The sequence below is a fragment of the Acidicapsa acidisoli genome, assembly GCF_025685625.1.
GTDB lineage: Bacteria > Acidobacteriota > Terriglobia > Terriglobales > Acidobacteriaceae > Acidicapsa > Acidicapsa acidisoli.
Genome location: NZ_JAGSYI010000001.1, coordinates 1,865,275 through 1,878,032, shown reverse-complemented (window position 1 = coordinate 1,878,032; position 12,758 = coordinate 1,865,275). Strand labels below are relative to the sequence as shown.

The window sequence follows — 12,758 nt, the reverse complement described above, 5'->3', positions numbered from 1 at the left end:
CTCGTAGGATGGACGACGCATTGTCGGGCTCCGGGATACAGTTTCGAAGCGAAGCCGGTATATCATTACGAGTGGTGCAGGGGGCTGCGGCTGCATCATGCGATCTGAAATCCTGTAGATCCGTATCTCACCCGACCGGGGCCCGAAAAGCTTGATCCGGCCTTTGCTCTGTTCAGGGCTGGGTGCGGGCGACCCAGGAAATGGAATTCATGCGAGCGAAGACAGCGGTAGTGCTCGGCGCCCAATGGGGCGACGAAGGCAAGGGCAAGATTGTGGACGTGTTGAGCGGGCAGTTTGCGGCCGTGGCCCGCTACGCCGGCGGACATAACGCAGGACACACGGTCATCATTGAGGGCCAGAAGTTCGTACTCCAGCTCATCCCTTGCGGCGTCCTTCGGCCCAATTGCAAAGGGGTTATTGGCAACGGCGTCGTGCTAGACCCGATCGCCTTTCTGAAAGAAGTGGCCAAGCTGCGTGACCTGGGAGTCAATGTCGACGGCCAACTGTTCGTCTCCAATCGCGCCCAAGTCATCCTGCCCTATCACCGTATGATCGAACTGGCCGCTGAGAGCGCACCCGGACGGCAGAAGATCGGCACCACCAGCCGCGGTATCGGTCCGGCCTACGAAGACAAGATGGCGCGCAGCGGTCTTCGCATCGTCGATTTGCTCAACCCGAAGATCCTCCAGGCACATATCGAAAATGCCTGCCAGGAAAAGAACGCCATCGCCCACGCCCTCTTCGGCAGCGAGCCAATCGACCCGGCCAGAATGTTCGATGAATACGCCGCAGCAGCCGAGCAGGTCCGCCCATTCGTGACGGACACCGGCAACCTGCTCAACAAAGTCATTGCGGACGGCGGCAGCGTCATGTTCGAGGGCGCGCAGGGCACCATGCTCGACATTGACCACGGAACCTATCCATTCGTAACATCGTCGTCGGCGACCGCGGGCGGCGCGGCAACCGGGACCGGCGTAGGGCCAACAGCGATTGGCACCGTAATTGGGGTCACCAAGGCTTACGTCACTCGAGTCGGCGAAGGTCCGTTCCCGACTGAGATTCATGACGATTCCGCCGAGACGCTCCGCGCACGCGGCAACGAATACGGCGCCGTGACCGGACGGCCGAGGCGCTGCGGATGGCTCGATATTCCCCTGCTGCGCTATTCCAATCAGGTGAATGGCACGGAATGGCTAGTAGTGACGAAGATGGACGTTCTCGACGAATTGGCGGAGATCCCCGTGTGCATCGGATACGAGATCGACGGCAAGTTTACCGAATTAGTTCCGGCGGATGTTCAGGGTCTCGAATCCATCATTCCCCGGTACACTACGCTGAAAGGGTGGCAGCAGTCGACCGAAGGCATCCGCGAATTCGAGGAGCTTCCTCTCGCAGCGCAGGAATATCTTCGCTTCCAGGAGCGTGAAAGCGGAGCCAAGATCGGAATGGTTTCTACCGGTCCGGATCGCGACCAGACTATGATTCTGCCAGGCTTCGCCGACATGCTGGATTCTTTGAACTAGAGCCTCGTAACGGAAGTGCAGCAGGAGCGATACAGGAAGAGGGAACGTCCATGGTCAGTTTCACAGTCCGTCTTAAATTCGCCGCCGACGAGCGTGCTGAGATTGCCGAAACCCTGCGCCTATTGGCCGAGGCCTCCCGCAAGGAGCCCGGCTGCGTCAGCTACATCCCGCATCAGGTTGAGGGTGACCCCGATACTGTCGTAATTTACGAACAGTATCGCGACGCCAAGGCGCTGGCGGCTCACCGGGCTTCCGAGCACTTCCAAAAGCACGCGGTCGGTGGCCTGTACCAGCGAATGCGCGAACGGTCCGTAGAGAACCTGACAGCGCTGGGTTAACCTCAGGACCGCTCGCACGGCAACTCGAAAACAGCGCCCCAGAGAGCTTCCTCAGCGCCACCTCCCCTCCTTTACCACAGGCCGCATTGCTCCCGGCGGATTCCTTTTGACCTGGAGTTGCGTCCAAGGCTACGATTCGTTACGCGTATGCCCGCACATCATTGCCTCCGAAGCGCGTTCCCGACCCGGACTCCTGCCCGGTCCCTGGTCAGGTCAGCGGTCTGGTCAGCGATCAGATCTCTGACTCCAATCCTGCTGTTGCTCTCCGGCCTGACGGCGCAGACGATGGAAGCGGCTCCCGCGCCTGTGCCTCGGGCTCAGCGGCACGAGTATCGCCATGAAATCGATCAGTTGGAGGACGCCTGGCGCGCGGCCATGCTTAAGGGCAACAGTGCCGCCATGGAGTCTTTGCTCGCCGACGATTACACCGCGATCACAGCCAAAGGCGCCATCCAGACCAAGGAACAGGCGCTCAACAACCTCAAGTCAGGAGCGTTCCAACTCAGGTCTCTTTCGATCTCCGACCGTAAGGTACGCATCTATGGGACCACCGCCGTTGTTACCTCCCTGGCGGAGTTGACCGGAAGTCGAAATGATCAGGACGTAACAGGAAGGTACCGTTACACACGGGTCTATGTGCGCAATCCACAGGGCCAATGGAAAATTGTCAGCTTCGAGGCCAGCCGAATTCAGGAAACTCCAGACCGAAAATAGCAGCCGATTTTGACGACGATTGCGCCACAATTGAAACACGGAATCGAGCGCCTGACTGTTCCAAATTGGGCGGCATTACCTTTGATGGAGAGTACAGTTACTTTTATGAGGATTGACTTTCCTCATTGATTAGCGTCATCTTGTTAGCATCTGGATCGCTCTCCTGAGGGGTCTTCCGTGATCCCACTTCGAATCCGCTTGGATTCTTCTCTTTCTCGCCTTGATCGCGCCTGGGCCTATCTGAGACTGAGCGACGGATCGTTCATTCAGTATAGGAGTCGATATGCACCGCACTAATTTGGTGGTTCTGAAATTTTTCGCCTTGCTCTTTCTCTTGCCCGGCTTGGGGGGCCTGGTCTTCAGCGCGATGGTATCGACCGACTACCTGGAGAACTTACCGAAATCCCCAACCCCGAGTGAACTGCGCATGACACCGCGTAATGTTCACGGAATTGTGATTTATCAGACAGTGAAGGAAGACCAGAGGCTCTCCGTGATGGAATACGGCTCCGTATCGGTCTTTCTTGTTGGATTGCTCCTCGGAATCGTCTACTTGGAGAAATGGTCCTCGTCCCGTCAGACGGAACTTGAATCCGACCTTCTGGAAGAGGCCGAAGCTTAAACCTTCAAGGCTTTTGAAATCAGAGGAAGAGGCCCGCGAGATTGCTTGCGGGCCTCTTATTTTTCAGCAAATTCAATCACCTTCGCTCGCCACTCACTTGCTGTATTCGTCGCGCAGAATGGTTTGGCGGCTCACCATCGGCTGAGCGACCCCTTCGATATACACCTGCTTCACGTCGGTGCGCACATCCAGCGGATCTCCGTTGGCGAGGACAATGTTTGCCGTCTTGCCGGCATCCAGCGACCCCAGTTTATCGCCAAAGCCAAACATTTCAGCGACATTCAGCGTAATTGCCTTGAGCGCTTCGTCATACGGCAGTCCGTAGGCCACAGCAAATCCAGCAGAATAAGGCAGATTACGAACCGTGTGAGCGCCGCCTGGACCGCCGGCCTCACTCGATGAGATGGCTATTTTCACTCCCCGCTTCTGTAGTTCTGCGGGCAGTGTATAGACTGCGTCATAGCGTTCGTTGGCTGCGGGAAAATCGTAGATCGGACCGACGATCACAGGTACCTTCCACGCCGCGATCTCGTCAAGAATCTCCTGAGTATGTGTTACGTGATTCAGGATCACCTTGAGATGAAACTCCTGCGCCACCTTCATAATGCTTTCGACATCGTAGGCCTCGTAAACGCCCACGACGACAGGCCGTTCGCCATGCAGATAGGGCAGCAATGCCTCCAGTTTCAGATCCCTTTGAAAAGGCTTGTCGGACTTGTCTGCTGAATTGTCGGCCGCTTTGTCCGCCGAAGCCACAGCCGGCTTATCAGGCTTCTTCGCCGCAGCATCTCTACTGACCTCATAGTGCTGCGCATCGAGCAGGCTTTGCCGAAGCTGAGTAATCAGCCCCATCCGCGTCGAGGGATATTCCCCTCTGCCCCCATTCCCTCGACTGCCTCGCCGCCGCTGGTCCGCGCCGTAGTTCATGGCCAGGGCCACGTCGCGTCCAAGAATCATCGCATCGCGGTTTCGCCCCGCTAGTTGAATGAAAATATCCTGCCCGGCAACGGAATCCTCCGTGCCTGGCGCAACCACGGCATTGGTTACGCCATTCAACCGCGCTACGGGAATCAATTCCGTCTCGGCATGGAAGGCATCCGCAACGTGCATGTGCGGCATGATTTCGTCGGAGGGTTCCGAGAGATCGTTGCTGTTCTGGTCCGCAGCCACCTCGGTCAGCCCCAGCGTCGTATCCGGATCGATGAGGCCCGGATACACCGTGAGCCCACGCGCATCGACAACCGTGGCATCTTTCGGAACCTCAACCTTACCGGCAGCGCCGACTGCGGTGATCTTGCCGTCGACGACGATCAGCACGCCGTTGTCGATCGTGCCATGACTGACGGTGAGCAGTTTACCGCCTGAAATCACCAGCGTACCGCTCTGCTTCGGCGAAGTCCGGGCCAAATCATTGCCTTGTGCGTACGCAAGCGCGCCAGAAAGAACGACAGCGGGAAGTAGAAACAAAGAAGCACTCTTTGAGCTATGCATCATTATTCGCCATCCTCATCTGAGTCATCCGACCCGAAACCGCCGCCATCATGCATCGCGCCGCTGAAATGCGGCGTGCCAAAGCCAGGCACAGAGCTATCGAAAAACAGATCGCCGTCGATGTACACCTTCTCTGCCCGCGCGTACGTCGACAACGGATCGACATTCCAGATCACCAGATCAGCATCCTTGCCCACGTCAATCGAACCGACCCGGTCATCCACACCAATAATCCACGCCGGATTCTGAGTGACCATGCGAATCGCCTCGTCTTCTGTCGCTCCGCCATAATGCACCATCTTGCCTGCTTCCTGGTTCAGCCGGCGAATGTGATCGTTCGAATCACTCTTCAGCGCCACACGCACACCCTTGCGCATGCTCATCACCGCATTCCACGGAATCGCATCCCATGCCTCGTCCTTAAATCCCCACCAGTCGGTAAAGGTGGCAATCGCCGTGCCCTCAGGCGCAATCTGCCCTGCTACCTTGTACATCTCCAGCGCATGGTGGAAGGCGCGAATCTTGTAGCCGTACTCATGCGCGATAGCCTCTTCCGTAAGGAACTCGTCGGCGCGATAGCAATGGATCTGCACGTACAGCTTGCCGCGTAGAACATCCGCGAGCGCCTCCAGTTTCAGGTCCTTTTTGGGAGCAACCGCCGTCGTATCTTTCTTCGCGACCTTGGCGTTATAGGCGTCCCAACTAGCCATATACGACTTGGCCTCTTCAAACGACTGACGCATCACCTCAAAGTTCCCCATCCGCGTTGAAGGCAACTGATTGCGGCTTCCATACACACGTTTGGGATTCTCTCCGGAAGCAAACTTGATCGACCCAGGCGCATTCGGAAACAGCATCGCATCGCGCGACATGCCGAATTTGTTCTTGATCACAACAGCCTGGCCGCCGATCATATTCGCTGACCCGTGCAAAAGCAATTCAGTCGTCACACCACCAGCGAGAGCCTGATACAGCGCCTTGTCGCGATTGTCGAAGGCGTCGATCATCATCATGCTCGGAGTTACGGGACTGGTGGCCTCATTCACGTCATTGCTCAGCGCCGAGTGGGAATGCGGATCGATGATGCCCGGCGTCAGCCACTTGCCGGTGGCGTCCACAACCACCGCCGATGCAGGCGCATTGACCGAAGTTCCTACCTCGGCGATCTTGCCGGCATGAACCCACACCGAACCGCGCTCAATCGTGCCATGACTGGCAGTCATGACCGTAGCGTTCTTCAGCACAAGGTCCATTGGAGTCGTTGACGCAGCCTGCTGAGCATGCAGCGAAGTCGCGCCAAATGCGGTGCAAATCAGCATTCCGGGCACAAACCGGAACGTAAGGAGACTTAACTTCACAGAAAGACCTCCAATAGAATCAGAAGATAGAGAGTTACGAGCCCGGACACGCAACGCAGTTTTTGCGGATTGGGTTTGATGCTATCACGGCATGCCCGGGGATTCGTCCGTGTAAATCTATCTCGTTTCAGCGCGCAGCCAGCACCGCATCAGCAATGGCCGCGGCCTCCACGGCCGCTTTTACCTGATGCACGCGCACTATTGAAGCCCCGTGCAGAATCGCAGCCGCCAGCGCGGCAATGCTCGCCGTCTCACGAGCTTCCTCAGTCACCCGCTGCCCCGAATACATCTTCGACTCCGCAAGCGTCCGCACCAGAAACGACTTGCGCGAAACTCCCGCAAGCAGCGGACACCCCAGCGAAAGCAGTTCCGACTGCCTTGCAAGCAAATCGTAGTTCTCATCGAACCGTTTGCCGAATCCATACCCTGGGTCAAGCACGATCGCCCCCCGAGGAATCCCCGCGTCCAGGGCCGCTCGCAAGCTGGCGAGAAGCCCATCGCGCACCAGCGACAACACCGACTCCCGCTCCAACGCGGGCTGAGTCTTCCACTCCTCCGGCATCCCCAGCGTATGCATCAGCACCACACCGCAGGCCAACTCCACGCAGGTCGCCGCCATCTGCGAGTCCCACGTAAATCCGCTCACATCGTTTACGATTTGCGCACCTGCATTCACTGCGGCACGAGCCGTCGCAGACTTGTAAGTATCGACGGAAATAACGGCCTCAGGCCGCGCCTTCATCACGCCCTCCAACACCGGCAACAGCCGCGCCTGTTCCTCTTCGGCACTGACGGCCGCACTTCCGATCTCACCCGCGTGCGAGTCCGGTCGGGTACTCTCAGCGCCCAGATCCAGCAAATCCGCTCCCTCGTCAAGCAACCGCAGTGCGTGGCTTATCGCGAGATCAGTGTCGAGATACAATCCTCCGTCCGAAAACGAATCGGGAGTGACATTCACCACGCCCATAACAAGCGTACGAGAGCCCAGCTGCAGCATTCCTGTGCGCAACCGCCAACACTTTCTCGTCCGTTGATTCAAATCCGCCATGAGCATCCATGCCGGCATCAAGGCTGCAGTAGCCCTCATGCGACAGCTGTTCATACAATTGACTTTGTGTGTCCGTTAAAATCTGGCAGGCTCAATCCAAAATTGAGTTTAAGCCAACTGCGCGCAAGATGCCTTGAGCAAGTAGCGACCCGAAGCTTTCCCGAGGGTAATACGACGCTGGAAAAGGCGAAAATCGCTCTCCACGAAAGTCCCTGTGAGACAATCGCTTTAAAATGGCGGTCCACGAGTCCGCAATCCAAGGTTCCACGATCTAAGACGAGAAGATTATGACCCAAACAGGCAACGTGCTCGGTGCCCTCGATTCTGGACTGGATAAGAAGCCAGATAGACTTTCCGATCAGCGCCTCGACATATCATTCGACCAAGGACTCACTTCAAAGATGATGCAAAGAATTCGTCCGAAATCGGAGAACAGACCTGAGAAAATTCACGCCCTTACGTCACTCCGTTTCTTTGCCGCATTGCTCGTCGTGTTCTACCACACGCTATGGACGGCAATTCCATCATTGACCCACGCCAGCATATTAGGGCGCATGCTTTCCCTCGGCTTTCTTTCGGTAAGCTTCTTCTTTCTCCTTTCCGGCTATATCTTGGGAGCGGTCTACTTGCGCGGCGAACGGCCAGTGCGCAAGAGCAGTTTTTACGCAGCTAGATTTGCGCGCATTTACCCACTCTTCTTTCTCACACTTGTAGTCGATACGCCAACTCTGCTCACGGAGCGCATCGCTCATTATGGTTGGCATTCCGCAGTTATAAAGACCACAGTCACTTTCTTCGCCAACATCGTAATGCTCCAGGCCTGGATTCCCAATCTTCGGGGAATTGACAATCCTAACTGGTCCTTGTCCGTTGAAACGATTTTCTATCTCCTCTTTCCTTTCATCGGAATCTGGATTTGGAAACTAAGCGGAAGGAAAGTATGGATCGTCGCAACGACTATATGGGTTGCGAGTCAATTATTTACCTATCTGGCCGCTCCTCACCTGCCGACGGCTGTGATTGAGCTCAACCCGCTGATACATCTGCCAACTTTTGCTCTAGGAATATTTGTAGCTAGGTGGCAATCAATCCACCGAGAGCATCGAAAGTCCGCTGCAAATGAATCTCGGGAAGTCGCGCTGGCCCTGCTTTTCGCGCTGATCGGCATCGTTGCGGTCGTCCATTGGTTTCCGCATCTGTCCATCGATACGCTGGGCAACGGCATGATGGTGCCAATCTTTGCCTGCCTGATCTGGGCATTTTCGGCCAATCGAATCCTCCCAGCCAAAATACTAAGCGCAAAGTGGATGGTTGTTCTTGGGGAAGCCAGCTTCGGACTTTACCTGATCCACATACCTGCCTATCACCTCTTTGAAGCACTGCAATGGCAAAAGATACCCGCTTTATACCCCGTCTATCTCGGAGCCTCGATTGGACTCTCGGTAGTTAGTTTCTATTGGATCGAGACCCCTTCGCGAAAGTGGATTCTGAACCGCCTGCAAGCTCGTTCAAAGGAAACCATGGAAGTTGCTTCCGATGCACAATAAATAAACGGCGGAAGAGAGGGTGGGGTTTAATTGAAACTTGCCTCTCGATGACGTGACCATGGACCTGGCCATGCCTTCTCCACCCTTCGAGGAGAGAGGCATGGCTTTCTGTCTTCTCTATCCTCGACACGGCGCGCCCGAACAGATGAAAACTCAAGGTACAATCATTTTCGATCCTCTGGACGCAAATTTCTCACTTGAGCTATCCGAATGTCCTCGAAATTTCTTCGCCCCATTTCCGTGGCCTGCCTTGTCACGACACTAGCTTTGCCGCTCGCTGCTGCGGCGGCTGCACCAACCAAGTCCGACAAGAGCAAACCCGCCGCAGTTGCCTCCGATCCGTATACCGAAGTCCAGCCCGCAACGGAAACCCTCGACCTGACCGCCTACCAGCGCATTCGCGACGAAGGCCTGAACCACTCGCACGTGATGGAATTCGCCTCGGCACTCATGGACGGCATCGGGCCTCGTCTCACCGGCTCGCCCAATCTCAAAAAAGCCAACGAATGGACCCGCGATACGCTCACCAAGGTCGGCCTTGAGAACGCCCACCTCGAAGACTGGGGCGAGTTCGGCCTCGGCTGGCAACAGTTGAATACATGGGCGCGCATGGTGACGCCCGATACCGCGGTCCTCGCAGTGCAGGCGACTCCATGGTCTCCCTCCACTTCTGGCCCTGTCACCGGCGACGTTGTCTACGTAAACATCCAGACCGAAAAGGATATCGACAACTATAAAGGCAAGCTGGCCGGCAAAATCATCCTCTTCGGCGCTATGCGCGAAGTTCCCCCAGTGGATAAAGCCCTCTTCGAACGCTATACCGACAAGGAGCTTGAAGATCTAGCCGAGTTCCCGGTTGCCGCGGGCGCGGGCGGCCTCACTCCCGAAATGCAAGCCCGCCTGCAAGCCCGCATGGAGCGGCTTCGCCTCATCGACAAGATCGCGCAGTTCTTTGCCGACGAAAAGGTCGCGGCAGTCCTCGAACCAAGCCGCGACGGCAAGAATGGCGGGGGCTCCGGCGGAACATTCTTCGACGACAACGGCGCTACGCTCGGCCGCACCCCGTACATCGCCGAAAAGCGCGTGAAGATACCCGTAGCCGTGGCCGCAATCGAGGGCTACGGACGCCTGTACCGGCTCACGCAGGCCCATGTGCCCGTCTCCGTCGAGATTGATGTCGAAACCAAATTCACCGGCGAGCACGAACACGGCTTCGATACCGTCGCCGAGATTCCCGGCACCGACCCCACGCTCAAGGATCAGGTCGTGATGGTCGGTGGCCATCTCGATAGCTGGATCGCCGGCACCGGCGCCACAGACAACGGCGCAGGCACCGTCGTCGCAATGGAAGTTGTCCGCATTCTCAAGGCGCTGAACATCAAGCCCCGCCGTACCATCCGCATCGCACTCTGGACCGGCGAAGAAGAAGGCCTCTTCGGCTCCAAGGGCTACGTCACCCAGCACTTCGGCTCGGCGGCCACATCCACTGCGCCAGACCAGCTTCAACTGCCTGAGTTCATGCGCCGTGCGACAGGGCCGCTCACCGTGAAGCCGGATCAGAAGCTCATCTCAGGCTACTTCAACATCGACAACGGCACCGGCAAGGTTCGCGGCATCTACACACAGGGCAACGTCGCCATCGCACCCATCTTCGCGCAGTGGATCGCCCCGCTCAAAGACCTCGGCGTCACTACCGTCACCAACCGCAACACTGGCGGCACGGACCACCTGAGCTTCGATGCCGTCGGCATCCCCGGCTTCCAGTTCATTCAGGATGACCTCGACTACGAAAGCCGCACCCACCATTCCAACGAGGACACGGTTGAACGCCTTCAGCCTGCCGATCTGAAACAGATCGCCGTCGTCGAAGCGATCTTCGTCTACAACGCCGCCCAGCGCGACCAGATGCTGCCACGCAAGCCGCTTCCGCAGCCTGAGTTGGAAGAGCAGAAGCGCAAGCCTATCGAAGGCATTTTTCCAGGTGCTGAGACTCAGAAGTGACCGGGTAAAATTAAGGTGCAACGTAATCGAGCCCGCGCGAATCAAAGTTCGCGCGGGCCTTCCCGTTTGAGAGGGGATTCATTTCAGCGCGCAACAGGGCGGCGTATAATCCTGCGTTGAGCAATGGAGCATCGTCGCATCCCAAAATTCATCCGCAAGACTCGCAATGCAAGAGAACCACAAACATCGGCATGACTAACACGTGTAACTAGCAAGAAGCTAGAGCATTCGCAGGAGAATAAGATGACACAGAGCATTACACCGTTGAAGCAGTTGCCTGCCTGGCAGGCGCTCGAAGCACACGCGGAATCTTTGCGCGGCACCCATCTTCGTCAGCTTTTTGCAGACGACCCCACGCGCGGAGAGCGTCTCAACGCAGAAGCTGCCGGCATCTTTCTGGACTACTCCAAGCATCGCATCACCGATGAAACCCTGAAGCTCTTCTTACAGCTAGCCGAGCAAGCTGGCCTACGCAAGCACATCGACGCCATGTTCCACGGCGACAAAATCAACATCACGGAAAATCGCGCAGTTCTGCATACTGCCCTGCGCGCACCCAGAACAGCATCGATCGTCGTCGATGGCGAGAATGTAGTTCCCGAAGTGCACGCGGTGCTCGACAAGATGGCCGCCTTCGCCGACAGCATCCGCAGCGGCGCCTGGACAGGCCACACCGGCAAGCCCATCCGCAACATCGTAAACATCGGCATCGGAGGTTCCGACCTCGGCCCGGTCATGGCCTACGAAGCACTCCGCCATTACAGCGACCGCGACCTGACCTTCCGCTTTGTATCCAATGTCGACGGCACCGATTTCGCCGAAGCAACACATGATCTCGATCCCGAAGAAACACTCTTCATCGTCGCTTCCAAGACCTTCACCACCCTTGAAACAATGACCAATGCGCACACCGCACGCGTCTGGTCCCTGGCCAAGCTACACGAACACGCCGCAGTCGCAAAGCACTTTGTCGCTGTCTCCACCAACGCCGCAGAAGTGTCGAAGTTCGGCATCGATACAGCCAATATGTTCGGTTTCTGGGACTGGGTCGGTGGCCGCTATTCGATGGATTCCGCAATTGGTCTTTCGACCATGGTCGCCATCGGCCCCGATAACTTCCGCTCGCTGCTTGCCGGCTTCCACGAGATGGACGAGCACTTCCGCACCGCGCCCTTCGAAAAAAATCTTCCCGCGCTGATGGGCTTTCTGGCCATCTGGTACAACAACTTTTTCGATGCCCAGACAGTCGCCGTCCTGCCCTATGATCAGTACCTCAAGCGCTTCCCTGCCTATCTGCAGCAACTTACCATGGAAAGCAACGGCAAGCACGTAACTCTTGACGGCCGAGTTACCGACTATCAGACCGGTCCTATCTTCTGGGGCGAGCCAGGCACCAACGGCCAGCACTCCTTCTATCAGCTCATCCATCAGGGGACCAAGCTGATTCCCTGCGACTTCATTGGCTTCTATAAGTCGCTCAATCCACTCGGCCGGCATCATGACCTGCTCATGTCCAATGTCTTCGCCCAGGCCGAGGCGCTCGCTTTCGGCAAGACCGCGGAAGAATTGCGTGCTGAGGGCATCGCCGACTGGCTCGTTCCGCACAAGACCTTCGAAGGCAACCGCCCATCCTCAACCATCCTGACGGAAAAGATGACCCCGAGCACGCTGGGTAAGCTGGTCGCGCTCTACGAACACAGCGTCTTTGTTCAGGGAGCTATCTGGCAGATCGACTCGTTCGATCAGTGGGGCGTCGAGTTAGGCAAAGTCCTTGCGGTTCGAATCATCCCCGAGCTTGAAGCAGAAGCGGAGCCGGCTCTCAAGCATGATAGCTCCACTAACGCGCTCATCAAGCGCTACCGCAGCAACAAACGCAAGCATTCGTAAGCTTCAAATTACATCGCGCCTGGGTTCGGACTCAAACGAACCCAGGCGTTTGTCTATCGCTTCATGTAGGCTCCGTTAAATTCATCCCATCTTCTTCGGCTGTCTCCTTAGTGCTAGCCCACAACGGCCCGGTAGCGTATATTTGCTTCGGCTGGGCCGATATCTCGCTTGGCCCGTCGCAATTTTCCCGGGCGCGTTGCATGGGGATACAACGGAAAGCGGCAACGCG

General features: G+C 57.0%; 10 protein-coding genes. 7 read left to right on the top strand and 3 right to left on the bottom strand.

The annotated features are described in order from the left end of the window. The first annotated feature begins 209 nt into the window (after nt 1-209). The 4 genes from OHL23_RS07540 (at nt 210) to OHL23_RS07525 (ending at nt 3,197) form a co-directional block, all read left to right on the top strand. Entirely contained in the window at nt 210-1,523 is a 1,314-nt protein-coding gene (locus OHL23_RS07540) for an adenylosuccinate synthase (RefSeq protein ID WP_263351175.1), read from the top strand. A 50-nt stretch (nt 1,524-1,573) separates the two neighbouring features. Continuing rightward, entirely contained in the window at nt 1,574-1,861 is a 288-nt protein-coding gene (locus tag OHL23_RS07535; RefSeq protein ID WP_263351174.1) for a putative quinol monooxygenase, read from the top strand. A 147-nt stretch (nt 1,862-2,008) separates the two neighbouring features. Continuing rightward, on the top strand, nt 2,009-2,575 hold the full coding sequence (locus OHL23_RS07530) for a nuclear transport factor 2 family protein (RefSeq protein WP_263351173.1): 567 nt from the start codon (nt 2,009-2,011) through the stop codon (nt 2,573-2,575). 283 nt (nt 2,576-2,858) lie between these two features. Further along, nucleotides 2,859-3,197, top strand: coding sequence for a hypothetical protein (locus tag OHL23_RS07525; RefSeq protein ID WP_263351172.1), 339 nt, complete (start codon nt 2,859-2,861; stop codon nt 3,195-3,197). 93 nt (nt 3,198-3,290) lie between these two features. Here the strand turns inward: OHL23_RS07525 and OHL23_RS07520 are convergent, their stop codons facing one another. The 3 genes from OHL23_RS07520 to folP form a co-directional block, all read right to left on the bottom strand. Then, complete coding sequence (locus OHL23_RS07520) at nt 3,291-4,691, bottom strand: amidohydrolase family protein (protein WP_263351171.1); 1,401 nt, start codon at nt 4,689-4,691, stop codon at nt 3,291-3,293. After that, entirely contained in the window at nt 4,691-6,046 is a 1,356-nt protein-coding gene (locus OHL23_RS07515) for an amidohydrolase (RefSeq protein ID WP_263351170.1), read from the bottom strand. Before OHL23_RS07515 ends, OHL23_RS07520 begins: the two co-directional genes overlap by 1 nt. A 127-nt stretch (nt 6,047-6,173) precedes the next feature. Then, a complete protein-coding gene (gene folP, locus OHL23_RS07510; protein ID WP_263351169.1) occupies nt 6,174-7,043 on the bottom strand; it encodes a dihydropteroate synthase in 870 nt (289 codons plus the stop codon). A gap of 338 nt (nt 7,044-7,381) precedes the next feature. On the opposite strand from folP, the gene OHL23_RS07505 reads away from it, so the two are divergent. From OHL23_RS07505 to pgi, 3 genes are all read left to right on the top strand, one after another. Then, the gene (locus OHL23_RS07505; protein WP_263351168.1) at nt 7,382-8,641 is read left to right on the top strand and encodes an acyltransferase family protein; all 1,260 of its coding nucleotides are present in this window, start codon (nt 7,382-7,384) and stop codon (nt 8,639-8,641) included. Between the two features lie 210 nt (nt 8,642-8,851). Then, on the top strand, nt 8,852-10,642 hold the full coding sequence (locus tag OHL23_RS07500; RefSeq protein WP_263351167.1) for a M20/M25/M40 family metallo-hydrolase: 1,791 nt from the start codon (nt 8,852-8,854) through the stop codon (nt 10,640-10,642). A gap of 243 nt (nt 10,643-10,885) precedes the next feature. Next, nucleotides 10,886-12,529: a glucose-6-phosphate isomerase gene (gene pgi / locus OHL23_RS07495; RefSeq protein WP_263351166.1), complete on the top strand. Its 1,644-nt coding sequence runs from the start codon at nt 10,886-10,888 to the stop codon at nt 12,527-12,529. Nucleotides 12,530-12,758 lie beyond the last annotated feature (229 nt).